Source organism: Silanimonas algicola (assembly GCF_054777375.1).
In genome coordinates, this window is record NZ_BAAHAS010000002.1 from 794,687 (window position 1) to 816,224 (window position 21,538).

The following is a 21,538-nucleotide window of genomic DNA, read 5'->3' on the forward strand; positions in this document are numbered from 1 at the left end:
GAGTTCTCCTTCAGTGCGTCTGGACCACACCCCAACCGTCGGTGCGGGCGGCGTTCGTCACGAATGCCCGCACCTTGGCCTGGTGCTTACGGAAAAGGTCATAGCGGGCGAGCTGCCGCTGCAGCTGGCCCACCACAAGCCCGGGATGGACGTTGATTCGCTGCGCAAACTGCAGGACGCGTTCTTCCTTGAAGAAGGGTGACACCCGTGCAATGAACCCACTCACTTCTGCCTGGTCGACACAGAACTGCGCCGCAGCGTCATTCGCCACCTTCTCCTCGTCATTGATCTGTGTGGACGAAGGGCTTTCGACCTCCTGATCGAGGATGTAGCCCTTGTCCCGGCCGTGACGCTGGAGCACGTGTTCCAGTTCGTGACGGAGCACGAACCAGAAGTTGTCGATGCGATCCAAGCGCAACGTCATGGCGACGACGGGCTGATCGTCCGCAAGCCAAAAACAGGCCCCGTCGATCTTCGTACCCGCGATCGGCTCCACAATCACCCAGCGGACACCGCATTCTTCGAGGATTCGAGCGACGTGGCGGGTTTCTTCCGGCGCGGTGCGCAGCGCCGAGAGTCGCAGCAGGGCATGGCGCAGCGCAGACTCGTCGTACGGGCGGGTGACGAGTTCACGCGCCACATGCCGGGCCCGGTAGAGCCACGCCAACTGGAGCATGGTCGGGCCCGTCTCTGCATCGGTCTTGCGGGCGGCGTGCGCGAAGGCGGGCTCGGCCCCGAGGTGGGGGATGCCGAAGAACTGGCAAAACTGCTGCTCGAGGACATCAATGCTGGTGCTGGCCGAGACCCAGCCGCGCTTGATCATCTCCCGAACCGGAAAGCGGTTGTACAGGTCGGCGCGCCGCTTGATCAGGTTGTCCGCCATCCGAACCTTGGAGAGCTGGTACTGGCTCTCGAGGTTCATCCACACCTCCGGGCCCGTGCCCAAGGACTCCCCAAGCTGGATCGCCGTTTCCGGCGTAATGGCCTTCTTGCCCGCAATGATCTCGTTGATCAGGCGAACAGGGCGGCCAATGATCTCGGCAAGCTCCGTCTGTGACCAGTTGCGGGCCTCCAGCTCCTCGCGGAGGAATTCGCCCGGTGGAAAGACTTCGGCGAACGTACTCATGACATGTCCCCAGGGGTGTTAGTGGTAATCGGCGATCTCAATGACAACGACCTGCTTGCCCTGATCGTCCTCAGCAATCCGGAGGATCAGCCGCCACTGCTTGTTCAGTCGCATCGATCGTTGACCGGCCCGGTCGCCCTTCAACTTTTCGTAGTGGAGCGACTTCATCTCGTAGAAGGGGCGCTCATCCAGTGCCGCCCGAATGAATTGAAGGCGCATGCGAAAGACCTTCACCAAAGCGGCGTCCAAGCCGTGGGTATAGGTTGGATCCTCCTCGAGGCGCCTCAACGCTGGATCCTCGAACCTGACTTCCATGCGCAGAAGGACTCAATAGCTGTCTTTTACACTTAGTGTAATAGATGGGTTGCGGATAAGCAACTCGCTTTCTAGATCGCCGTTCTCCAGGAGCCAGAGTCGGGACGCCTTGCGCCTTTCGTGCTGTTTCAGCCGGCGCAATCCGATGCCGCACGGGGCAAGGCGGGATAATCCAGAATTATCCCGCCTTCGATGCGGCCGCCAGAGGCATCTTGCAACTCCGAATGTTCCCATGTACAAACGTGGTACATACCACAGTACGCAATAGTAGGAGCGACCCCATGGCCCGACCTGGCGTCTACAAAACGGAAGTGGCGAAAGCGCGCGATCGCCTCGTTGCGGAAGGCAAGAACCCCTCCATCGACGCAGTCCGGGCCGCGCTGGGGAACACCGGTTCTCGGACGACGATCCATCGCTACCTGCGCGAGATCGAAGCCGAAGAGAGCGGCGCCATGCCGAACAAGGACCGGCCGGCGGTCAGTGACGTACTGCAGGACATGGTTGCGAAGCTCGCCGAGCGTCTGAACGCGGAAGCCGACGAGCGGATCGCCCAAATCCAGGAGGCTGCGGCAGCCACAATCCAGGAGCGGGACGCCCTGATCGAGGCCCGGAACAAAGAGATCCAGGTGCTCTCTGAAACCGTGCGGGGGCTCGAGCTGCGCCTTCGAAACGAGCAGGCCGGCCATGCCGAGTCTCAAGGAACACTTCAGGCCGCCCGGGTGGCCATCGCCCAGCTTGAGGAGCGCCTTTCGGGTGCGGCCACCCGGAGTGCGGAGCAGGAAGCCCGGATTGGGTCGCTGGAAGACAAGCACAGGCAGGCGAGGGAGGCGCTGGAACACTTCCGGACCTCCGCCAAGGAACAACGTGATCAGGAACACCGGCGCCACGAGCACCAAGTTCAGGGCCTGCAGGTGGAGATCCGCACCCTGCAAGACGGCCTCACGGCCAAGAACGCCGAACTCCTCCAACTGAATCGGGAAGGGGCGCGCCTGAGCGAACAGGTGACGTCACTGGGCAGCGAGGTGCGAGATCTGAAGTCGACCCTGCGGCAGCGGGACCAGAAGATCGCAGAGCTGGATGCCGTGACACGAGAAGTTCTCGACCTCCGTAAGCGGGTCGCAGTGGAAGCTGAAGCCCGCCAGCTGGCTGAAGAACGCGTCTCCGGCCTGCAAAAGGAGGTTCAAGCAGAGCGGGAGGCGCGGAATGCGGCAGAAACAGCTCGCGGAATCGCTGAAGCCCGTGCGGGTGCGGTGGAACTGTTTCTACAGAAGCTCGAGATCTTGCGAGCGCCGGAAACGGGGCAGCCTGGGGTAGCCGAAGCGGGCGAGAAGCCCTAAAAAATCCATCAGAAACGGAGCGTTACGCTGCTTGTGGGTGAAAAATGCACATATCCCTGCCAACCCTCATCCACCGCCTCGCTTGCCATCAATTCCGTTTTTCTGGAAATATGGAATCAATGAAAGCCGCCGCTGCCCTGGAAATCCTCGACGCCCTCGCGCATCCCACGCGGCTCGCGGCATTCCGCGCCCTGGTGGTGGCGGGCCAGGAAGGCCTGTCCGTGGGAGTCCTCCGCGCGGCGTTGCGCGTGCCGCCGGCAACGCTCACCGCCCATCTCAACGTCATGCGGGCGGCGAAACTGGTGCAGGACCGGCGCGAAGGACGGCACATCCTCGTCCGCGCCCATTTCGCCCGCATGGATGACCTCATCACCTACCTCACCGAGAACTGCTGCGCCGGCGCCGCGCCCTGCAGTGTCGGCTCCGTCTGTCCGCCTGCCAAAGGAACGTCCCGATGAAAAAGCGCGTGCTGTTCGTCTGCGTCGAGAACGCCAACCGTAGCCAGATGGCCGAGGCCTTCGCCCGAATGCACGGAGGCGACGCCGTCGAAGCGCTGAGCGCGGGCTCAAGGCCCTCCGGCGTGATCAATCCCAAAGCGGTGCGCTTCATGGCCGAACTGGGTTACGACCTCAGCCGGCACGATTCGAAGTCGCTCGACGAGATCAGCGGCGAGTTCGATGCCGTGATCACCATGGGCTGCGGCGACCACTGCCCCTGGGTCCCCGCCAAGCGTCGCGAGGACTGGGCCCTGCCCGACCCCAAGCACATGGACGATCCCGCCTACCGGGAGGTTCGGGATGACATCTCGGCGCGGGTGAAGGCGCTGCTGGATTCGCTGTGACACCGCTGTCCGCGCGGCTGCTGGCCGAGGGCATCGGAACGGCCTTGCTGCTCGCCTGCGTGGTGGGTTCCGGCGTGATGGGCGTGGCCTTGGCCGAGGGCAACGACGCGATCGCGCTGCTGGCGAATGCCGGCGCCACCGCGGGCTTCCTCTACGTTGCGATCAGCGTGCTCGGGCCGGTCTCCGGCGCCCATTTCAATCCCGTGGTGACCGCGGCGATGGCTGCGCGCGGCGACTTCGCTCCGCGTGAAGCGGCCGCCTACATCGCGATCCAACTCCTTGGCGCCGTGTTCGGAGTGGTCCTGGCCCATGCCATGTTCGACCTGCCCGTCCTGCAGCCCGGCACGACGATCCGCACCGGCCCCGCCCAGTGGCTCAGCGAGGGCGTCGCGACCTTCGGCCTGCTGCTCGCCATCCTGCTCGGCGTGCGGCATCGTCCGGCCGCCGTGCCCGGACTGGTGGCGGCCTACATCTTCGCGGCTTACTGGTTCACGTCGAGCACGTCCTTCGCGAATCCCGCCGTGACGCTCGCCCGCGGCCTGACCGACACCTTCGCGGGGATCCGGCTGCAGGACGTGACCGGGTTCGTGCTTGCGCAGGGCGGCGGCGCGATCGCGGCGCTGTGGGTGACGCGCGTCCTCGGCGACCGGACGCCGCCGGCGGCGTGAAGCGTCGACCGGGTCAAGGCAGCCGGGCGATGGCCTCGAAATCCAGGGGGCGATGGAAGTAGAAGCCCTGGAACTCCGGTGTCCCCAAGGCCGCGAGGCGGGCGAACTGGCCCGCCGTTTCGACCCCTTCGGCCACCACCTGCATATCGAGCGCACGGCAGAGGTCGACCACGCCGCCGACCAGGCGGGCGGCCCGGGCGTCTTCCGCAACGTCCTTCACGAAGCTGCGGTCGAGCTTCACCTTGTGGAAGGGCAGGTTCTGCAGATAGCTCAACGACGAATAACCCGTGCCGAAATCGTCGAGCGCCAGCGTGAAGCCCTCCCTGCGCAGCTGGGTCAGCAGGCGATGGGCTCCGTCGATGTCCTGGACCAGGCCACTCTCGGTCACTTCAAGCTCGAGATCGCCGGGCGTCGCGCCACCGGCCGCCAATTCGGAAAGCAGCATGTCGGCCAGCAGCGGGTCCTGGATCTGCTTGGCCGCGAGATTCACGCTGACGCGTGCGCGCCGGCCGGACTCGCGCAGCTGTACGGCGAGCACGACCGCCGCGCGGACGGCGGCGCGGCCGATCCGGTCGATCATCCCGTTCTCCTCGGCAAGCGGGATGAACTGCGCCGGACTGACCCAGCCCAGCTCCGGCGTATGCCAGCGCACGAGCACCTCATACCCGACGATACGGCGCCGGGTATCGACGCGCGGCTGGGCCACGAATCGGAAGGCATCATTCTCGCACGCACGCCTTAGCAGGCTGACCATCGCGAGCCGTTGCAGGCCGTGATCATCCATGCGTGGCTCGTAGGCCTCGATCCGCGCCCGTCCGCGGCGCTTGGCCTGGCGGAGTGCCGTTCCGGCGTTCAGCACGAGCGTTTCCGCCGACTCGCCATCCTCAGGGTAGACCGCGAGCCCGGCGCTCGCGGTGAGGGACAGGGTCGTGGAGGGGACTTCGATCGGCTCCGCGATCCGCCGAAGGAGCGCGCCCGCGAGCGCCATGGCCTGCTGGATGTCCTCCCCGGGCGGCCCCACGGCCAGCCACTCATCGCCGCCCCAGCGGCCCAGCAGCCAGCCTTCGGGCACGAGGCTCTGCGCCCGCATGGCGCAGGTGACGATCACGTCGTCGGCCTCTCGCGCCCCCAGGCCGTCGTTCACCGCCTTGAACTGGTCGATGTTGATCCACAGCACCGGCAAGGGACGATGGCCAGCTTCGCCGACCCTTGCGACAAGGACTTCCTGCATCGCCGCACGATTGAGGAGGCCGGTCAACACGTCGGTGCGCGAGGCCGTCGCGAGTTCGACCTCCAGGCGCTTTGCCTCGCTGAGGTCCTTGATGGAGACCACCCACTGCGACGTCCGCTCGCCGGTGCCCTGCAGCAAGGTCGCCGAGACGTCGACGGGCAAGCTGGCGGCGCCGGTCTCGAGGCGGCAGTCCGGAACCCAGAAGTGGCCGGCATCCATGGCCTCGCGACTGGCGGCCTCGAGGAGGGCCGGCACGAGGCTCGCCATCGGGATGCGCCGTGCCCGGTCGTGGCTCAAACCGGACAACGCATGGAAGGCGGCGTTCGACTCGAGGATCCGCCAGTCGACGTCGCACAGCACCAGAGCGTCGCGTGAATTCGCGAAGGCATGCCCGAGGACGCGAAGGGACTGGTCCTGTTCGCGCTGGCGCGTGATGTCCTTCGTCGTTCCGACCATGCGAAGCGCGTTACCCGCGTTGTCGCGCTCGATCACCCTGCCGCGGCTGCGCAGCCAGGATCGCCCGTCGCGCAGCCGGAACTGCATGTCGTATTCGGCCGTGCTGCCGGCGAGATGCAGGCGCCACGCCAGCACCACAGACTCCACGTCGGCAGGATGGATGGCGTCGAGCACGTCGATCAGGAGCATCGAGCTCTCCTCGGGTGGCGCATCGACGGCGGTGTAGCGCGTGCTCCTGACCAGGTCGGTTTCCGCGTCCCATTCCCAGATCGATTCACCACTGGCCCAGAGTGCGAGCTCGAGACGGCGCTGCGATCGCTCGGAGGCCTGTAGCGCTTCAAAAAGGGCAAGGCTCTTCCGTTCAAGGAGGCGCTCCGCCTCCTTTCGCGCCGCGCGCTCCCGCGCCAGGCGACGCGCGTGAAGGTCTGCCGCTGGGCTTGCGCCCTCAGGGGCGGGGGCGGACATGGAACACCGAAACGGCGCGACCCTCGAACGTTCCGTGTTCCCAATGCACCTGCAGCGGCTCACCGAAATGGCGGATCGCTCCCTTGATCAGGCCAAGGGCGAGGTCCTCCATGCCGCGAGGCGATTCGTAGGCGAGGCGAAGCTCGCCATCGCCCTGCGACACGACATGGAAACGCGGGAGGCGGGCTTCGGGGTAAAGCTTCCGCACCGCGACGTGGATGTCGCCATCGAGCTGGCAGAGGAGGTCGATCGTGCCGCGACGTCCGTCGATGAGCGACGCGTAGCCCTCGGTGAAGCGGCCGAAGAGGTGCTCTCCGAAGGCCTGGACCAAGGTCCCCGCGGACATGCCGGTCTGTTCGGCGAGCGCGCCCACCAGCGCGACGATCTCCTCGTGCGGGTAGTAGCCGACCGCGGTGTAGGCCCCCTGGTTGGCGGGTGCCGCCTTATCGATGATCCGCTCCAGGGTCTCCGGCGAGAAGCGCTCCTCGACCATCTCCATGAACTCGGTGAACACGATCCCCAGCATCGTCGCGCTCCTTCAGGAAAGCATGTCGGGGATGGCGATCCCCACGTCGGCCAGCCGGTCCCGAACCCATGCGTCGGCGGCCGCCAAGGCCCCATTGTCGCCGCCTGTCGCAGCCATCGCGATGGCCGCATCGCGTTCCGTGAGGTAGCTCGCAAGCGTGCCGTCCGCAGGTGCCGGTTCGTGAAACCGGTCACGCCGCCAAGCGTCCCACACCCGGCGCTGTCCTGCATCCAGCGTGTCGGGCCAGTTCCGTGCCTGGTAACGGAAGAGCAGGGCCTTGAGCCGGGGATCCCGCAGCTGGGACTCGAAGGCGGGCAGTCCCGCCGGATCGGCCGTACGGATCCGCGGGAACAGGCGTCGATCCGCATCGCCGACGAATCCGCCATAGAGGTCGCCGTCGGCGTCGGATTCGCCGAAATCACGCGACTCGGAGTAAAGCGAAACGCAGCGCGCGACGAACTGCGGATGCGCCGCCAGCCAAGCGGCGCGGTCGCCCGCGAGGGCAGCGTCGAGCCCCAGCGCACCGAGCTCCGCCGGCCGCACATGCGCCAGCGGCAGCAGCGCGGGGCAACGGTTGGTGTGGATCTCCTTGAGCGGCAGACGCTGCACGTCCTCGGCGAGCCGCGCCCGCGGCGTGTACAGGCGGGCCTTGAGGGTCTCGTCGTCGAGGTCGTGGAAGAGGGCGGGGTCGGTACCGAGATCGTAGGCGATCACCCGCGTCGCGATGAGCGGATGCAGGGCGATCGGGGCCACGAGGGCGGCATGGCGCTGCGCGGCGGGGAAACGACCGGAAACATGCAGCAGCGGGGTGTGGGCCACGAGATCGCAGAGGCCACGCACGGTCTTCTTGTCGCGCAGCTGCAACACGTAGTCCCAGAACCGGGGCTGGGCGTCCTTGAGCTTGCGGGCGAGGCCGATCAACGCGCGGACGTCGCTCAACGCCTCGTGGGCCATGCCGTCGCGCACCCCGTTGGCCGCCGCGAGGTCTTCCAGCTTGAAGCTGGCCTGCCCGTCGTCGCGCAGCGGCCAATTCAGGCCCTCGGGACGCAAGGCACGCGCGAGTCGAAGCACGTCGAGCAGGTCCCAGCGGCTGTTGCCATGGCGCCATTCGCGCTCGTAGGCGTCGTAGAAGTTCCTGTACAGCCCGAAGCGGATGAATTCATCGTCGAATCGCAGGCTGTTGTAGCCCACCGCGCAGGTCCCGGGCTCGGCCATCAGCTCATGGACGCGGGCGAAGAACTCGGCTTCGATGGTGCCTTCGGCCTTTGCTCGCTGCGGCGCGATACCCGTGATCACGGTCGCGACCGGGGAGGGAAGCAGGTCATCGGCCGGCTGGCAGAACAGCGACACCGGCGCATCGAGCTCGCGAAGGTCCTCATCGGTGCGGATCGCGGCGAACTGCGCGATGCGGGATCGTCTCGGATCGCGGCCGAACGTCTCGAGGTCGTACCAGAGGAAGCTCACGCAGCAAGCTCCAACCAGTCGGCCGGCAACGGTGCCAGCCCGCCGAGGATCCGCGCATCGAGGCCAGCCAGGTCGACGTCTGCCAGATCGTCGATGCCGCGGGTCGCGTCGATCAGGAGTTCGCGCTGCCAGCGCCCGCGCTCGAAGGCGACGGCGTACGGCGTACGGGTGAAGCTCACCATCGAGTAACGCGGCACGAAGCGGCCGGGATGACGCTCGGCCAGCTGCAGCTCCAGCGCCCGCTGGCGGCGCCATTCCGGGTTGTCCACGGAGTCGCGCATCTCCACGTAGTTCTCCAGTGCCATGGCCTGGATCGCTTCCGCGTTGGGGCGACGGTCCGCTTCGAAGGCGGCGAACGCGTCCCGGGTGTCCCCATGCTCCGCCATCAGGCGATCAAGCGCCGCGACGTCTTCGAAAGCGCAGTTCATGCCTTGGCCGTGGAAGGGCACCATGGCATGGGCTGCGTCGCCCAGCAGCACAGCACGCCCGTCGAAGTGCCAGCGCTTCAAGCGCAGCGTGGCCAAGCCGCTGGTGGGGTTGTCCGCCCAATCGGCGGCGAGGCCCGGCATCAGCGCCAAAGCGTCCGGGAACTCGCGCTCGAAGAACGCCCGCGCGGCGCCGGCGTCGGGCATCTGCTCGAAGTTCGGGGTGCCGTCGCGATGGGCCAGGAACAGCGTCGCCGTGAACGTGCCCTCGGTGTTGGGCAAGGCGATCAGCATGTAGCCGCCGCGGGGCCAGATATGCAGCGCGTCGCGGGCGATGCGGAAGCCACCATCCTCGAGCGGCGGGATCTCCAGTTCCTTGTAGCCGTGACCCAGCGGCTCGAAGTGCTCGTGCAGGTCGACGTGGCGCTGCATCGCCGCGCGCAGCGCGCTGCCCGCGCCGTCGGCCCCGATCAGGGCATCGAAGTCGATCCACCGCACGCTGCGATCGTGGTCGTTGACGAGCTCGGCGCGCCGCGCTGCGAAATCGACGTAATTGAGGCGCTGGTGGAAATGCAGCCGTGCGCCAGCCTGCTCCGCGGCGTCGAGCAGCAGCAGGTTGAGGTTGCCACGATGCACCGACCAGATGCACTCGCGATCGACGCGGCCATAAGGCTGGAAGTTCGTGTCGCCCTCGCGCGGATGCACCATGCGCCCGCGCATCGCCACGGCCTGGGCCAGCACGGCGTCGCCGAGGCCTGCCTCGCGCAACACCGCAAGACCGCGGGCTGCGAGCGCGAGGTTGATCGAGCGTCCGCCTTCGTAGCCGCGCAGTCGGGCGTCCGGCCGTCGCTCGAACACATCGACCCGGTGCCCGCGCCGCGCCAGCAGCGCGGCGAGCAAGGCTCCCGCCAGTCCGCCACCGATGATGGTGTAGGCGCGGCTCATGACGGACGCCATTCGCGCACGGCGCGCGCGAACGCGAGGACATCGGTGAAGCGGTTGTACAGCGGCGCCGGACTGATGCGGATCACATCGGGTTCGCGCCAATCGCCGAGCACGCCGTTTGCCGCAAGGTGCTCGAAGAGGGCGCGGCCCATGGCCCGGCCGCCGGCGACACGCAGCGACAGCTGGCAGCCGCGGCGCGAGGGATCCGCGGGCGTCAGGATCTCGATGCGTTCGCAGAGGTGCGTGTTCACCAGCGCCTCGAGGTAACCCGTCAGCGCCAGCGACTTCGCGCGCAGGGCCGGCATCGTGGCGGCGTCGAACAGTTCGAGCGAGGCCCGGATCGGTGCCATCGCGAGGATCGGCGGGTTGCTCATCTGCCAACCTTCCGCGCCTTCCGCAGGTTCGAATTGCGGCGCCATCAGGAAGCGCGTGTCGGCCCGATGCCCCCACCAGCCGGCCAGGCGTGGCAGCTCGGTGCGGCGGCCATGCCGCTCGTGGACGAACGCCCCGGCGACCGCGCCAGGGCCGCTGTTGAGGTACTTGTAGGTGCACCACGCGGCGAAGTCGGCATCGCTGTCGTGCAGCGCGAGCGGCAAGTTGCCGGCCGCGTGCGCCAGGTCGAAACCCACGGCGCAGCCCTGCGCCTTTGCGAGCGCCGTGATGGCGGCGAGATCGAAAGCCTGCCCGGTGCGGTACTGCACGCCCGGCCAGAGCACGAGTGCGACGCGCGACCCGTGCTCTGCCAACACGCGCTCGATGGCCGCCATGCTGATCAGGCCATTCGGCTCGTCGCCTTCGAGCTCGATCAGGTCGGTCGCCGGATCGAAGCCGTGGAAGCGGATCTGCGACTCCACCGCATGGCGATCGGACGGGAACGCCCCGGCTTCGATCAGGATGGCCGGCCGCTCGCGCGTGGGCCGGTAGAAGCTCGCCATCAGAAGGTGCAGGTTGACGGTGAGGGTGTTCATCACCACCACTTCCGAGGGCAGGGCGCCGACCACGCGTGCCATCGGCTCGCGGAGCGTGGCGTGGTAGTGCATCCACGGACGCTCCCCGCGGAAATGCCCTTCCACGGCGTTCGTTGCCCAGCTCGCCAGCTCCTCGGCAATGGCCGTGGCCGCGGCGCGCGGCTGCAGGCCCAGCGAGTTGCCGACGAAGTAGTGCAGGTCGCAGCCGTCGTGCTGCGGCACATGGAACGCGGCGCGGTGGTGCGCCAGGGGGTCGGCGGCGTCCTGGGCCAGGGCCCAGGCGTCGTGGTCGAGCGAAAGATCCATCAAAGTCCTCAAACGAATCGCGACGCCGGCAGGCCGAGCCAGCGCAGGGCCGTGCCGTGGAAGAGTCGGGCCTGTTCGGCCTCGGAAAGCCCCAGGGCCGTGATGCCCGAACCGGGCTCCTGCTCGCCAAGGGGGAAGGGGTAGTCGGTGCCCAGCATGACGGTGTCGGCACCGGCCACGTCGAGCAGGTAGCGCAGGGCCCGTGGGTCGTGCACGCAGGAGTCGAAGAACAATCGACCGAAGTACTCGCGCGGGTTGCGCGGGTTGTCGGTGGCGACGAGGTCGGGGCGCATGTGGAACCCGTGCTCGATGCGGCCGATGGTGTAGGGGAAGCTGCCGCCGCCGTGCGCGAGGCAGACCCGCAGGCGCGGATGCCGCTCGAGCACGCCGCCGAAGATCAGGGCGCAGGCGGCGCGGGACTGCTCGGCCGGCATGCCGACGAGCCACGGCATCCAGTACTTGGGCATCGATTCCGCGCCCATCATGTCCCAAGGGTGCACGAGGATGGCGGCACCGAGGTCCTCGGCGGCCTGCCAGAACTCGGTGAGCTCCGGTGCATCGAGGTTCCAGTCGTTGATGTGCGAGCCGATCTGCACGCCCTGCAGCTCGAGGCCATCCATGCAGCGCTCCAGCTCGCGCACGGCCAGGCTCGGCGACTGCAGCGGCACCACGCCGAGGCCGGCGTAATGGCGCGGATGCTCGCGGCAGGCCTCGGCGATGTGGTCGTTCAAGGCCGCATGCAGCTCCAGCGCCTGATGGCCTTTCGCCCAGTAGCTGAACATCACCGGCACCGTGCTGATCACCTGGACCTGCACGTCGAAGCGCGCGTAGTCGGCGATGCGGATCGCCGGGTCCCAGGTCTTGGGCCAGATCTCGCGGAAGAACTTGCCGTCCTTGTAGATGCGGCAGCGCCCGTCGTCGCCGTGGTGGATCACCGGAAAGCGGACATCCCCATACTTGGCCGCGAGGTCGGGCCAACGGTCGGGCAGGAAATGCGCATGGGTGTCGATCTTCAGCATGTCAGGCGCCGAGCCACGCCGCGAAGGCGAAATAGAGCGGGATGCCGATGGCGAGGTTGAAGGGGAAGGTGATGCCCAGCGCCGCGGTGATGCAGCGCCCGACGTTCGCCTCCGGCAGGGAGGCGCGCACCGAAGCCGGCGCGGCGATGTAGGACGCGCTGGCGGTCATCGTGCCGAACACGGCCGCCCCCGCGGGGGAGAGGCCCGCCCAGTGCCCGAGGGCCGTACCGATGATCCCGTGCAGCAACGGCAGGGAAACCCCGTAGACCGCCAACCGGAAGGCGCCGCGGCCGATGCCGCGAAGCTGCGCGGCGGCCACCATGCCCATGTCGAGCATGAAGAGCATCAGCGTTCCCTGGAAAAGCTGGCCGTACATCAGGTTCACCGCGTCGGTGCCGTGCTTGGTGGCGATCGCGCCGATGACCATGCCGCCGATCAGCAGCAGGGCGGTCTTGCCGACCAGCACCTCGCGCACCTGGTGCCATTGCAACCCGGCATCGCGCTTGGCCAGCGTCAGGCCGAGCAGGATGGCCGGGATCTCCAGTGCCACAACCAACGCCACCAGCACGCCTTCGGGGGCCTGGCCGCTGCGCTCGCCGAACTGCTGGGCGGCAATGAAGGTCACGGCCGATACGGAGCCGAAATGCGCGGCGATGGCCCCCGCTTCGAGCGGCCCGTCCTTCAACCACAGGCGCGCCATCGCGTAGGCCGACGCGCAGGTGACGATGCCGGCGACGATGGTGACGGCGAGCAGGATGGCGACGTCGCCGAAGGAGGTGCTGCGCAGGGCGACGCCGCCCTTCAGACCGATCGCCAGCAGCAGGAAGATCGACAGGTAGCTCTGGATCGCGGGCGGGATGGTGAGATCGCTGCGCAAGGCGCGGGCGATCAGGCCCAGCGCGAAGGCCAGCACCACCGGCGAGAGCAGGTTGCTAGCGAGGAGTTCCGGAGAAAGCATCACGTCGCCGCCTCGGCGTAGCGGGCCGGAGCAGGATTCACATGGCCACAATGCCCGCACGTGCGGTGGCCCACCGAACCGTAGTAGCGGTCGAAAACGGCGCCGAACTGCGTCTCGATGTTGTCGAGCACGAAGAACTCCTCATAGACGGGATGGTTGCAAGCCGCGCAGTACCAGCGCAGGCCGTCGCGTTCGCCCGCGGTGCGCTTGCGTTCGATAACGAGGCCGACCGAGCCCGGCTTGCGCTGCGGCGAATGCGGGACGCGCGGGGGCAAATAGAAGCACTCGCCGGCGCGGATCGGGATGTCACGCACCCGGCCGTCCTCTTGGACGCGCAGCACCATCTCGCCCTCGAGCTGCTGGAACCACTCCGGGCCGTCCTCGATGTGGAAATCGTCGCGCTCGTTCGGGCCGCCGACGATCATCACGATGTAGTCCCCGGCGACGATGCACTTGTTGCCCACCGGCGGCTTGAGCAGGTGGCGGTGCGCGTCGATCCAGGCGTTGAGGTTGAAGGCGTGGCCGATCATCGGGCTCTCGTCGTGGGGGATGGCATCATCGCCGCAGCGAGGCGACGCACTTCAGTTCGATGGCGATCGGCGTCGGCAGCGCGGTGATGCCCAGCGTGGTTCGGCACGGGGCGGTCTCGACGTCCGGGAAGTGCTCGGTCCAGACGGCATTGAAGGCGGCGAAATCCCGCGCCATGTCGGTGAGGTAGACGGTGACGTCGACCAGGTCCTCCCACCGTGCCCCGGAGGCCTCCAGCACGGCACGGACGTTGGCGAACACCGAGTGGCACTGGGCAACGATGTCGTAGGCCACCAACCGGCCGTCCGCGTCGACGACGTTGCCGGGCACGCCATTGGTGGCCGGGTCACGCGGCCCGATGCCGGAGAGGAACAGCAGGTCGTCGACACGCCGCGCATGCGGGTACCGGCCCACGGCCTTCGGCGCGCCGGCGGCATGGACGACCCCGGTCATCCGAGCACCTCGCGCCTCTGCAGACGCGCGATCGCGTCGGCATAGGTCGGTTCGAGCCCACCGCTGTCGCGCACGTCCATGCCCAGCTCGCGCACCCGCCCGTCGTGCAGGCTGTACACCCAGCCGTGCACCGAGAGGTTCTGCCCGCGGGCCCAGGCGTCCTGCACGACCGTGGTCAGGCAGACATTGCGGGTCTGCTCGATCACGTTCAACTCGCAGAGCCGCGCATGGCGAAGCGACTCGAGTTCGCACTGGGCGAGACTCCCCGCATGTTTGTCGGCGACGTCGCCGACATGCCGGATCCAGTTGTCGGCAAGGCCCACCCGCTGCCCCTTGAGGGCGGCATGGACGCCACCGCAACCGTAGTGGCCGACGACCAGGATGCAGCGCACCTTCAGCACGTCGACGGCGAACTGGACCACCGACAGGCAGTTCAGGTCGGTGTGGACAACGACGTTGGCGATGTTGCGATGGACGAACACTTCGCCGGGCAACAGGCCGCAGATCTGGTTCGCCGGCACGCGGGAATCGGAACAGCCGATCCACAGGTACTCCGGCGCCTGCTGGCGCGACAGGCGCTTGAAGAACTCCGGGTCCTCGGCCTTGACCCTGGCCGCCCACTCGCGATTGCTCTGGATCAGGTGGCCAGGCATACCGTCCTCGCTTCGGTGAAGAATCGCATCGCCTCCCAGCCCCCTTCGCGGCCGACCCCGGACTGGCGGTTGCCGCCGAAGGGCACGCGCAAGTCGCGCTGCATCCAGGTGTTGACCCACACCAGGCCGACGTCCAGCGCCGCCGCCACCCGATGGGCGCGGGCGAGGTCGTGGGTGAGCACGGTCGCGGACAATCCGTAGGGCGTGGCGTTCGCCATGGCCAGCGCTTCGGCCTCGTCCTCGAACGCATGCAGCGTGAGCACCGGACCAAAGATCTCCTCGGTGGCGCAGCGGCTGCCGATGCCCAAGCCCTCGACCACCACCGGCGCCTGCCACCAGCCGGCCGGATGGGCGCTGTCGAGCACGCGGCCCTGTGCGAGACGCGTTCCACCCTCGTCGTCGGCGAGCGCGAGGTAGCCACGCACCTTCGCCGCGTGCGCGGCGGAAGCCAGCGGGCCGATGCGCGCGCGCGCATCCGTCGGGGGGCCCGCCGTCCAGCCCGGCAACTCGGCCTGCAAGGCCTCGCGCCATTCGTCCAGCCGAGAACAGGGGACGAGCAGCCGCGAACCGCACAGGCAGATCTGCCCGGCGTTCTGGAACGCGGCCCGCGCCACCAGCCCGGCGGCCTCGCGCGGCTCCACGTCGTCGAACGCGATCGTCGCATTCTTGCCACCGAGCTCCAGCGAGACCTTCTTCAAATGCTCGCCGCCGATGGCGCCGATGCGCCGACCGACCGCTGTGCTGCCGGTGAAGCTGATCGCCTTGATCCCGGGATGCCGCACCAGCGTCTCGCCGACGACGGCGCCATGGCCATGCACCACGTTCAACACGCCACGCGGCAGGCCGATGCGGGTGGCGAGCTGGGCGAAGGCCGTGGCCGTGGCCGGCGTGACCTCGGAAGGTTTGGCGACCACGGTGCAGCCCGCCGCCAGGGCAGGCGCCAGCTTCCACGTGAAGAGGTAGAGCGGCAGGTTCCACGGGCTGATCGTCGCGACGACGCCGAGCGGCGGGCGCAGCACGATGTTCAGGCCGGCCTCGCCGTGCTGCGATTCGCTCCCGAAGGTGCGCGCCGCGGCGGCGAAGAAACGGAGGTTGGCGACTGCGCGGGGAATTTCGATCTTCCGGCACAGCGCGAGGGGCTTGCCGGTATCGCGCGACTCCAGCGCGACGAAGGTCTCGGCCTCGGCCTCCAGCGCGTCCGCTATGCGTTCGAGCCAGCGGGCACGCTCGGAAGGCTTCTGCGCGGCCCACGCCGGTGCGGCGCGCTGCGCTGCGGCAACGGCAGCCTCGGCATCCGCCGCCTCCGCCGCCGCCACGTCGGCCCAGGGGGTGCCCGTGCAGGGATCGAACACCGGCAACCACGCATCGCGCGCCGAGGCCAGGTCCTCGCCATCGATGTGCAGGGCGAAACGCGGGGTCATCCGCGAAGCGTAGCCGCTACGCGGGCCGTACGGACAGGTTCGGGCCCCTCAGGCCTGGCAGCGCGGGCACCAGTACAGCCGCCGGGTGCCGACCTCCTGCCGCTCGACCGTCGTGCCGCAGGCAATGCAGGGCTCGCCCTCGCGATCGAAGACCATGAAGCGGAAGCCGCCCTTGGCGCTGTAGGCCTTCCCGCGACGCCCGCGGGTGGCATAACTGAGGCGCGGAATGCGCAGGCAGGCGTCGGCAAGGCGTTTGCGCTCGTCGGTATCGAGATCCTTCGGGCGGCGCATCGGCAGCAGGCCGGCGTCGAACAGGATCTCCGAACGCAGGTAGTTGCCCAAACCACCGAGGAAGCCCTGGTCCAGCAGGATCGCCCCAAGCTGGCGCCCGGCGAAGGCCGGTTCAGCCAGTCGCTTGCGCACGACCGCCTCCGTCGTGGTGGCATCGAGCACGTCGGGACCGAGCTTCGAGAGAAAGGGGTGGGCCGCGACGCCGGCGTCATCGAGCAGGGCGATGTCCGACGCCGAGTAGAGAAGCAAGGCCTTGGCGTCGGACTCCAGCACCACACGCAGACTGCGGGAGGTCTCCGGACGCTCACCTGCCTCGGCCACGCGCCAGACCCCATAGAGCTGGTTGTGCGTGTACAGCGTCATGCCGTGGTCGAAGCGCGTGAGCAGGGCCTTTCCCCGCGGCGTGATCGACACGACGCGACGCCCCAGGAGGGACCGGGCATGCGTCGCGAGCGACGGCAGGTTCAATTCGGCATGGACGATGGGCGCGCCAACCATGGCCTGGGCCAGTTCGTCGGCGGCACGGCGGATTTCAGGACCTTCGGGCATGGCCCATCGTCGAGGCTCGGCGATGCAGGCGGCGTCGAGGGCGTGGGATCAACGCCCCACGGCTGACGGGCTGGACGTTCCGAGGGATGGTGGCACCGCCTGCACGTCGTGGTACTCGAAACCGATGTCACGGGGCCCGAGCCGCGCCACCCGGGCGCCGACGCCGGGACCGGGGCCGTTGCGGGTGAGGAAGTAAAGGGTCACCACGGCGCCGATATGCAGGTCGAATCCCGCCGGCCGAAGCAGCGCGCAGCCGCCTTCGGACAGGTCGAGCACGGCCGTGCGCCAGCCGCGGTCCGGACGAGCGACCAGCACTTCGGCAGCGAAGGGAAGGCGTTCGTTGTCGCGTCGGTTCTGCGCGTCCATGGCCTCGTCGTCGGCGGGCGCCATCACAGGGCCTTGGTACGGCCACCGTCGACCGCCAGGGTGGTGCCGGTAATGTAGCCCGCCGCCGGCGACGCGTAGAAGGCCACCGCCGCGGCCACTTCCGCCGGCGCCGCGAAGCGTCCGGCCGGCACCACCGACAGGAACTCCGCCTCGACTTCGGCCAGCGCGCGACCCGTCGCGCGTGCCCGCTCTTCGAGGATCTGGGCCAGCCGGGCGGTCTTCGTGAAGCCCGGGAGCACCGAGTTCACGGTGATGCCGTCCGCGGCCACTTCGCTGGCCAGCGTCTTGGCCCAGGCGGCGACCGCCGCACGCACGGTGTTCGACACGCCGAGGTGCGGGATGGGCTCGCGGACCGACGTCGAGATGATGTTGATGATCCGCCCGAAGCGCTGCGCGCGCATGCCGGGCAGCAGGTGCTGGGCGAGGCCATGGGCGGCGAGCAGCTGCTGTTGCACGGCATCGAGGAACTGCGTCGCCGTCGCGTTCGCGATCGCGCCCGGGGGCGGCCCCGCGGAATTGTTCACCAGCACCTCCACCGGTTCGTCGCCGAGGGCGGCGTGGACATGGCGCACCAGCGACTCCGGATGCGCGGCGTCGGCGACAATGACGCCGTGCCCGGAGCCGGGCAGGGTGGCCAGCGCGGCACGCAGGGTGCCCTCGGTACGAGCCAGAAGGCGAACGCGGGCGCCGGACGCAGCGAGGGCCTGCGCGGAGGCGAGCCCGATACCGGCCGAACCGCCGCAGACCAGCGCGAGGCGTCCATCCAGCGCGCTCACCGCTGGGGCACCTCGAGGGCCCGCATCATCTGCGGCACCAGGTCATCGTCGTGATCGCCTTCGGGCGGGATCAGGTCCTCCAGGAGGAGGCCCCAACCGGCCACATCGTCGTCGTCCAAACCGTCGAGTGCGCGGAACTCGGCGTCCATCAGCGCGGCACGGGCCGTGTCCTCGCTGTCGTACACCAGCACCTGCCCGTCGCAGTCGAGCACATCGGCGACGCCTGACTCGCGCAGCTGAAGCCGGGCCCAGACCAGCATGCGCGCCGGGCAGGCCACCCACCAGGCGGTCGCGACGACCGGGCTGCGTTCGCCGGCCTCGCCATCGACGTCGCTCTCGATTCCGCTATTCGTGCTCATGGGACTCTCCGATTCAGGGGTACTGCCGCAGCACGATCATCACCGTGGCGCAGAGGATGGCGAGGGCGGCGATCCAGCCGCTGAGGAACGCCCAGAACCCGAAGAAGGCCATGTCGCGGTCTGCATCGGCGACATACCCGCGCTTCATCAGCCAAGCGCTGTAGCCCCACTGGCCGTCTTCGGTGCCTTCGGCGAACGGCCAGCCGCGGTCGCGATGGTGCCGGTGAGCGAGCAGCCGGAAGCCGATGTGGGCCGGGCCTGCCGATCCGGCGAGGCCCAGCATCAGGAACAGGAGGAAGTCTTCCATGGCGGTGGAACCTACGCGGTGACCGGGGAGGGCATCGTGATCAGAACGTCGCGAGGCCCGGCGCGCGCGGGTAGGGGATGGCGTCGCGGATGTTCGACAGGCCGCAGGTGTAGACCACGAGACGCTCGAAGCCGAGGCCGAAGCCGGCATGCGGCACCGAGCCATAGCGACGGAAGTCGCGGTACCACTCGTAGTGGGCCGGATCGAGGCCGAACTGGCGCATGCGGGCGTCGAGGACGTCGAGGCGCTCCTCGCGCTGGCTGCCGCCGATGATCTCGCCGATGCCCGGGGCCAGAACGTCCATCGCCGCGACGGTTTTCCCATCGTCGTTGATGCGCATGTAGAAGGCCTTGATCTGCTCCGGGTAGTTCATCACCACGACCGGGCGGCCGACGTGGGTCTCGGTGAGCCAGCGCTCGTGCTCGGTCTGCAGGTCGAGGCCCCATTCCACCGGGAACTCGAACTTGTGCGGCGCCTTCTGCAACAGCTTCACGGCCTCGGTGTAGTCGATGCGCTCGAAGGGCTGGTCGATGAAGGCCTGCAGGCGGGTGATCGCGTCCTTCTGCACGCGCTCGGCGATGAACTGCATGTCATCCATGCGTTCCTCGAGCACGGCCTTGAACACGTACTTCAGGAACGCTTCCGCGAGGTTGGCGTCGTCGTTGAGGTCGGCGAAGGCGATCTCCGGCTCGACCATCCAGAACTCGGCGAGGTGGCGCGCCGTGTTCGAGTTCTCCGCGCGGAAGGTCGGGCCGAAGGTGTAGACCTTGCTGAGCGCGAGGCAGTAGCCCTCGACGTTGAGCTGGCCGGAGACCGTCAGGAAGGCCTCCTTGCCGAAGAAGTCGCGCGAGAAGTCGATGCTGCCGTCCGGCTTGCGCGGCAGGTTCATCATGTCGAGCGTCGAGATGCGGAACATCTGCCCGGCGCCTTCGGCGTCCGAGGTCGAGATGATCGGCGTGTTGACCCAGAAGAAACCGTCCTCGTGGAAGAAGCGGTGGATGGCCTGGGCGAGGCAGTGGCGGATGCGGGTGACGGCGCCGAACAGGTTGGTGCGCGGGCGAAGGTGGGCCACTTCGCGAAGGAACTCCAGCGAATGCGGCTTCGGCTGGATCGGGTAGGTCTCCGGATCATCGACCCAGCCCAGCACCTCGACGTGGGTGGCCTGGATCTCGAAGCTCTGGCCCTGGCCCTGCGAGGGCACCAGCGTGCCGGTGGCGACCACCGAACAACCGGCCGTCAGCTTGGCCACTTCCGAGGCGTAATTCGGCAGGTCACCGGTGCAAACCAGCTGGATCGGCGCGAAGCAGGAGCCGTCCGAGACGTTCACGAAGCTCAGTCCGGCCTTCGAGTCACGGCGGGTGCGGACCCAGCCTTTCACGGTGACGGTGCTGCCGGAGGCGGGCTGGCCGGCGAGGGCCTGCTGGATGCTGATGACGCTCATGCGATGGGCCTGGGTCGGGGACCCGCGAGAATACCGTGACACCGGCCTTCACGCAGCCTGCAGTGGCCTCTGGGAGCTGCGGCGCTACACTTCGGCGGGTCTCCGCCCATACAGCCCCTGCCGCCGCCCGCATGCCCGTTTCGCTCACCCCAGCCGCCGTCGATCGCGCCCGCCAATACATCGCCCAGCAGCCCGGCGGCGCTGGCCTGCGTTTCGGCGTGAGAAAGAACGGCTGCTCCGGCTTCGCCTACGTCGTCGACGTGGCCGCGGGCGCGGGCGAGGGCGACACCGTGGTCGAGGCCGGCGGCGTATCGGTGTTCATCGATGCCTTCAGCCTCCCGCACGTGGCCGGCACCGAGATCGATTTCGTGCGTCGCGGCTTGAACCAGGAGTTCGTGTTCCGCAATCCGCAGGCTACCGGCGAATGCGGCTGCGGCGAGAGCTTCACCACCCGCGACGACCTGCCGGCCTGAGCCCGGGCCGCAGACGCCGGCAGGAGCGGCTTCGTTCATACAGGTGCTTGATCGGCAAGGCGTTGCCCCCCATACTCGTGGGCTGCCTCCAGGCAGACCTTGCTCCACGGCAGCCGCCGGGGGCTGACCGGCCGCGAGGCCGCCATCCGAAAGGAACATCCCATGCGTCACTACGAGATCGTCTTCATGGTCCATCCGGACCAGAGCGAGCAGGTGCCGGCGATGATCGAGCGCTACAAGGCGTCGATCGAAGCCGCCGGCGGTGCCATCCACCGTCTGGAAGATTGGGGCCGCCGCCAGCTGGCCTACCCGATCAACAACCTCGTCAAGGCCCACTACGCGATGATGAACATCGAGTGCGGCCAGGCCACGCTGAACGAGCTGGTCGAGAGCTTCCGCTTCAACGACGCCGTCCTGCGCCACCTCGTCATCGCCCGCGATGAAGCGGTGACCGAGCAGTCGGCCATCCTGAAGAGCAAGGACGAGAAGAGCGAGCGCGGCGAACGCCGTCGCCGCGACGAGGACGGCGAAGGTACCGTCGAGAACGACAACGACAGCGTGGAGACCGCCTGATGAAGCCCAAGACCCCCCGCGGCAAGGGCCGCAGCGACGGTGGCTCGAAGTTCTTCCGCCGCCGCAAGTTCTGCAAGTTCACCGCCGAGGACGTGGTGGAGATCGACTACAAGGATCTCAACACGCTCCGTCAGTACCTGACCGAGACGGGCAAGATCGTCCCGGCCCGCATCACTGGCACCAAGTCGAAGTACCAGCGCCAGCTCGCCGCCGCCGTCATGCGCGCGCGCTTCCTGGCCCTGCTGCCTTACAGCGACAGCCACCGCAACTGATCGCG

At 68.1% G+C, this 21,538-nt stretch carries 26 protein-coding genes; 7 read left to right on the top strand and 19 right to left on the bottom strand.

Going from position 1 to position 21,538, the window contains the following annotated elements:
• Positions 1 to 10 precede the first annotated feature (10 nt).
• Together ACYVAK_RS08860 and ACYVAK_RS08865 are read right to left on the bottom strand one after the other, a co-directional pair.
• Positions 11 to 1,126 carry a HigA family addiction module antitoxin gene (locus tag ACYVAK_RS08860; protein ID WP_461060022.1) on the bottom strand — a complete coding sequence of 372 codons (1,116 nt, stop codon included), beginning with the start codon at positions 1,124 to 1,126 and terminating at the stop codon, positions 11 to 13.
• Positions 1,127 to 1,144: 18 nt separating this feature from the next.
• Entirely contained in the window at positions 1,145 to 1,441 is a 297-nt protein-coding gene (locus ACYVAK_RS08865; RefSeq protein WP_461060024.1) for a type II toxin-antitoxin system RelE/ParE family toxin, read from the bottom strand.
• A gap of 281 nt (positions 1,442 to 1,722) precedes the next feature.
• Here ACYVAK_RS08865 and ACYVAK_RS08870 point away from each other — a divergent pair, with 281 nt between their 5' ends.
• From ACYVAK_RS08870 to ACYVAK_RS08885, 4 genes are all read left to right on the top strand, one after another.
• The gene (locus tag ACYVAK_RS08870; RefSeq protein WP_461060026.1) at positions 1,723 to 2,778 is read left to right on the top strand and encodes a DNA-binding protein; all 1,056 of its coding nucleotides are present in this window, start codon (positions 1,723 to 1,725) and stop codon (positions 2,776 to 2,778) included.
• A 119-nt stretch (positions 2,779 to 2,897) separates the two neighbouring features.
• Positions 2,898 to 3,236, top strand: a complete 339-nt coding sequence (locus tag ACYVAK_RS08875) for an ArsR/SmtB family transcription factor (RefSeq protein WP_461060028.1) — start codon at positions 2,898 to 2,900, stop codon at positions 3,234 to 3,236.
• Positions 3,233 to 3,619, top strand: coding sequence for an arsenate reductase ArsC (locus tag ACYVAK_RS08880; RefSeq protein WP_461060030.1), 387 nt, complete (start codon positions 3,233 to 3,235; stop codon positions 3,617 to 3,619). Before ACYVAK_RS08875 ends, ACYVAK_RS08880 begins: the two co-directional genes overlap by 4 nt.
• A complete protein-coding gene (locus ACYVAK_RS08885; RefSeq protein WP_461060032.1) occupies positions 3,616 to 4,287 on the top strand; it encodes an aquaporin in 672 nt (223 codons plus the stop codon). The genes ACYVAK_RS08880 and ACYVAK_RS08885 overlap by 4 nt, the downstream gene beginning before the upstream one ends.
• A gap of 13 nt (positions 4,288 to 4,300) precedes the next feature.
• Here the strand turns inward: ACYVAK_RS08885 and ACYVAK_RS08890 are convergent, their stop codons facing one another.
• The 17 genes from ACYVAK_RS08890 to asnS form a co-directional block, all read right to left on the bottom strand.
• Positions 4,301 to 6,439 (bottom strand): putative bifunctional diguanylate cyclase/phosphodiesterase, encoded by a 2,139-nt coding sequence (locus ACYVAK_RS08890; protein WP_461060034.1) that lies wholly within the window; start codon positions 6,437 to 6,439, stop codon positions 4,301 to 4,303.
• A complete protein-coding gene (locus ACYVAK_RS08895; protein WP_461060036.1) occupies positions 6,420 to 6,965 on the bottom strand; it encodes a heme NO-binding domain-containing protein in 546 nt (181 codons plus the stop codon). The genes ACYVAK_RS08890 and ACYVAK_RS08895 overlap by 20 nt, the downstream gene beginning before the upstream one ends.
• A 12-nt stretch (positions 6,966 to 6,977) precedes the next feature.
• Positions 6,978 to 8,429 carry an exodeoxyribonuclease I gene (sbcB, locus tag ACYVAK_RS08900; RefSeq protein WP_461060038.1) on the bottom strand — a complete coding sequence of 484 codons (1,452 nt, stop codon included), beginning with the start codon at positions 8,427 to 8,429 and terminating at the stop codon, positions 6,978 to 6,980.
• Positions 8,426 to 9,799 (bottom strand): FAD-dependent oxidoreductase, encoded by a 1,374-nt coding sequence (locus ACYVAK_RS08905; protein ID WP_461060039.1) that lies wholly within the window; start codon positions 9,797 to 9,799, stop codon positions 8,426 to 8,428. Before ACYVAK_RS08905 ends, sbcB begins: the two co-directional genes overlap by 4 nt.
• Positions 9,796 to 11,073, bottom strand: coding sequence for a kynureninase (kynU, locus tag ACYVAK_RS08910; RefSeq protein WP_461060041.1), 1,278 nt, complete (start codon positions 11,071 to 11,073; stop codon positions 9,796 to 9,798). The genes ACYVAK_RS08905 and kynU overlap by 4 nt, the downstream gene beginning before the upstream one ends.
• Before the next feature lie 8 nt (positions 11,074 to 11,081).
• On the bottom strand, positions 11,082 to 12,092 hold the full coding sequence (locus ACYVAK_RS08915; protein WP_461060042.1) for an amidohydrolase family protein: 1,011 nt from the start codon (positions 12,090 to 12,092) through the stop codon (positions 11,082 to 11,084).
• A 1-nt stretch (position 12,093) separates the two neighbouring features.
• A complete protein-coding gene (locus ACYVAK_RS08920) occupies positions 12,094 to 13,050 on the bottom strand; it encodes a sodium-dependent bicarbonate transport family permease (protein WP_461060044.1) in 957 nt (318 codons plus the stop codon).
• Positions 13,050 to 13,580, bottom strand: a complete 531-nt coding sequence (locus tag ACYVAK_RS08925; RefSeq protein ID WP_461060046.1) for a 3-hydroxyanthranilate 3,4-dioxygenase — start codon at positions 13,578 to 13,580, stop codon at positions 13,050 to 13,052. The genes ACYVAK_RS08920 and ACYVAK_RS08925 overlap by 1 nt, the downstream gene beginning before the upstream one ends.
• A 25-nt stretch (positions 13,581 to 13,605) precedes the next feature.
• Positions 13,606 to 14,031 (bottom strand): RidA family protein, encoded by a 426-nt coding sequence (locus tag ACYVAK_RS08930; RefSeq protein ID WP_461060048.1) that lies wholly within the window; start codon positions 14,029 to 14,031, stop codon positions 13,606 to 13,608.
• On the bottom strand, positions 14,028 to 14,684 hold the full coding sequence (gene can, locus ACYVAK_RS08935; protein WP_461060050.1) for a carbonate dehydratase: 657 nt from the start codon (positions 14,682 to 14,684) through the stop codon (positions 14,028 to 14,030). Before can ends, ACYVAK_RS08930 begins: the two co-directional genes overlap by 4 nt.
• On the bottom strand, positions 14,669 to 16,105 hold the full coding sequence (locus ACYVAK_RS08940) for an aldehyde dehydrogenase family protein (protein ID WP_461060052.1): 1,437 nt from the start codon (positions 16,103 to 16,105) through the stop codon (positions 14,669 to 14,671). Before ACYVAK_RS08940 ends, can begins: the two co-directional genes overlap by 16 nt.
• A 48-nt stretch (positions 16,106 to 16,153) precedes the next feature.
• Positions 16,154 to 16,945, bottom strand: a complete 792-nt coding sequence (gene nei, locus ACYVAK_RS08945; RefSeq protein WP_461060054.1) for an endonuclease VIII — start codon at positions 16,943 to 16,945, stop codon at positions 16,154 to 16,156.
• A gap of 48 nt (positions 16,946 to 16,993) precedes the next feature.
• The gene (locus tag ACYVAK_RS08950) at positions 16,994 to 17,335 is read right to left on the bottom strand and encodes a PilZ domain-containing protein (RefSeq protein WP_461060056.1); all 342 of its coding nucleotides are present in this window, start codon (positions 17,333 to 17,335) and stop codon (positions 16,994 to 16,996) included.
• The gene (locus tag ACYVAK_RS08955) at positions 17,335 to 18,108 is read right to left on the bottom strand and encodes an SDR family oxidoreductase (RefSeq protein WP_461060058.1); all 774 of its coding nucleotides are present in this window, start codon (positions 18,106 to 18,108) and stop codon (positions 17,335 to 17,337) included. The genes ACYVAK_RS08950 and ACYVAK_RS08955 overlap by 1 nt, the downstream gene beginning before the upstream one ends.
• Positions 18,105 to 18,368 carry a hypothetical protein gene (locus tag ACYVAK_RS08960; protein ID WP_461060530.1) on the bottom strand — a complete coding sequence of 88 codons (264 nt, stop codon included), beginning with the start codon at positions 18,366 to 18,368 and terminating at the stop codon, positions 18,105 to 18,107. The genes ACYVAK_RS08955 and ACYVAK_RS08960 overlap by 4 nt, the downstream gene beginning before the upstream one ends.
• A 112-nt stretch (positions 18,369 to 18,480) precedes the next feature.
• Positions 18,481 to 18,774, bottom strand: a complete 294-nt coding sequence (locus ACYVAK_RS08965) for a hypothetical protein (RefSeq protein ID WP_461060060.1) — start codon at positions 18,772 to 18,774, stop codon at positions 18,481 to 18,483.
• A 40-nt stretch (positions 18,775 to 18,814) separates the two neighbouring features.
• Positions 18,815 to 20,215, bottom strand: coding sequence for an asparagine--tRNA ligase (asnS, locus tag ACYVAK_RS08970; protein WP_461060062.1), 1,401 nt, complete (start codon positions 20,213 to 20,215; stop codon positions 18,815 to 18,817).
• Positions 20,216 to 20,346: 131 nt separating this feature from the next.
• Between asnS and ACYVAK_RS08975 the strand changes: the two genes are divergently transcribed.
• The 3 genes from ACYVAK_RS08975 to rpsR all read left to right on the top strand — a co-directional run bounded on the left by ACYVAK_RS08975 (position 20,347) and on the right by rpsR (position 21,533).
• Complete coding sequence (locus ACYVAK_RS08975) at positions 20,347 to 20,688, top strand: HesB/IscA family protein (protein WP_461060064.1); 342 nt, start codon at positions 20,347 to 20,349, stop codon at positions 20,686 to 20,688.
• Positions 20,689 to 20,850: 162 nt separating this feature from the next.
• Positions 20,851 to 21,261 carry a 30S ribosomal protein S6 gene (rpsF, locus tag ACYVAK_RS08980; RefSeq protein ID WP_461060066.1) on the top strand — a complete coding sequence of 137 codons (411 nt, stop codon included), beginning with the start codon at positions 20,851 to 20,853 and terminating at the stop codon, positions 21,259 to 21,261.
• Positions 21,261 to 21,533: a 30S ribosomal protein S18 gene (gene rpsR / locus ACYVAK_RS08985; protein WP_297867205.1), complete on the top strand. Its 273-nt coding sequence runs from the start codon at positions 21,261 to 21,263 to the stop codon at positions 21,531 to 21,533. The genes rpsF and rpsR overlap by 1 nt, the downstream gene beginning before the upstream one ends.
• The last annotated feature ends 5 nt before the right edge of the window (positions 21,534 to 21,538 follow it).

Excerpts from the sequence above, each read along its gene's own strand:
- ACYVAK_RS08860 (WP_461060022.1), bottom strand. The coding sequence starts at position 1,126 with ATGAGTACGTTCGCCGAAGTCTTTCCACCGGGCGAATTCCTCCGCGAG.
- ACYVAK_RS08865 (WP_461060024.1), bottom strand. The coding sequence starts at position 1,441 with ATGGAAGTCAGGTTCGAGGATCCAGCGTTGAGGCGCCTCGAGGAGGAT.
- ACYVAK_RS08870 (WP_461060026.1), top strand. The coding sequence starts at position 1,723 with ATGGCCCGACCTGGCGTCTACAAAACGGAAGTGGCGAAAGCGCGCGAT.
- ACYVAK_RS08875 (WP_461060028.1), top strand. The coding sequence starts at position 2,898 with ATGAAAGCCGCCGCTGCCCTGGAAATCCTCGACGCCCTCGCGCATCCC.
- ACYVAK_RS08880 (WP_461060030.1), top strand. The coding sequence starts at position 3,233 with ATGAAAAAGCGCGTGCTGTTCGTCTGCGTCGAGAACGCCAACCGTAGC.
- ACYVAK_RS08890 (WP_461060034.1), bottom strand. The coding sequence starts at position 6,439 with ATGTCCGCCCCCGCCCCTGAGGGCGCAAGCCCAGCGGCAGACCTTCAC.
- ACYVAK_RS08895 (WP_461060036.1), bottom strand. The coding sequence starts at position 6,965 with ATGCTGGGGATCGTGTTCACCGAGTTCATGGAGATGGTCGAGGAGCGC.
- ACYVAK_RS08905 (WP_461060039.1), bottom strand. The coding sequence starts at position 9,799 with ATGAGCCGCGCCTACACCATCATCGGTGGCGGACTGGCGGGAGCCTTG.
- kynU (WP_461060041.1), bottom strand. The coding sequence starts at position 11,073 with ATGGATCTTTCGCTCGACCACGACGCCTGGGCCCTGGCCCAGGACGCC.
- ACYVAK_RS08915 (WP_461060042.1), bottom strand. The coding sequence starts at position 12,092 with ATGCTGAAGATCGACACCCATGCGCATTTCCTGCCCGACCGTTGGCCC.
- ACYVAK_RS08920 (WP_461060044.1), bottom strand. The coding sequence starts at position 13,050 with ATGCTTTCTCCGGAACTCCTCGCTAGCAACCTGCTCTCGCCGGTGGTG.
- ACYVAK_RS08925 (WP_461060046.1), bottom strand. The coding sequence starts at position 13,580 with ATGATCGGCCACGCCTTCAACCTCAACGCCTGGATCGACGCGCACCGC.
- ACYVAK_RS08930 (WP_461060048.1), bottom strand. The coding sequence starts at position 14,031 with ATGACCGGGGTCGTCCATGCCGCCGGCGCGCCGAAGGCCGTGGGCCGG.
- can (WP_461060050.1), bottom strand. The coding sequence starts at position 14,684 with ATGCCTGGCCACCTGATCCAGAGCAATCGCGAGTGGGCGGCCAGGGTC.
- ACYVAK_RS08940 (WP_461060052.1), bottom strand. The coding sequence starts at position 16,105 with ATGACCCCGCGTTTCGCCCTGCACATCGATGGCGAGGACCTGGCCTCG.
- nei (WP_461060054.1), bottom strand. The coding sequence starts at position 16,945 with ATGCCCGAAGGTCCTGAAATCCGCCGTGCCGCCGACGAACTGGCCCAG.
- ACYVAK_RS08950 (WP_461060056.1), bottom strand. The coding sequence starts at position 17,335 with ATGGCGCCCGCCGACGACGAGGCCATGGACGCGCAGAACCGACGCGAC.
- ACYVAK_RS08960 (WP_461060530.1), bottom strand. The coding sequence starts at position 18,368 with ATGCTGGTCTGGGCCCGGCTTCAGCTGCGCGAGTCAGGCGTCGCCGAT.
- ACYVAK_RS08965 (WP_461060060.1), bottom strand. The coding sequence starts at position 18,774 with ATGGAAGACTTCCTCCTGTTCCTGATGCTGGGCCTCGCCGGATCGGCA.
- asnS (WP_461060062.1), bottom strand. The coding sequence starts at position 20,215 with ATGAGCGTCATCAGCATCCAGCAGGCCCTCGCCGGCCAGCCCGCCTCC.
- ACYVAK_RS08975 (WP_461060064.1), top strand. The coding sequence starts at position 20,347 with ATGCCCGTTTCGCTCACCCCAGCCGCCGTCGATCGCGCCCGCCAATAC.
- rpsF (WP_461060066.1), top strand. The coding sequence starts at position 20,851 with ATGCGTCACTACGAGATCGTCTTCATGGTCCATCCGGACCAGAGCGAG.
- rpsR (WP_297867205.1), top strand. The coding sequence starts at position 21,261 with ATGAAGCCCAAGACCCCCCGCGGCAAGGGCCGCAGCGACGGTGGCTCG.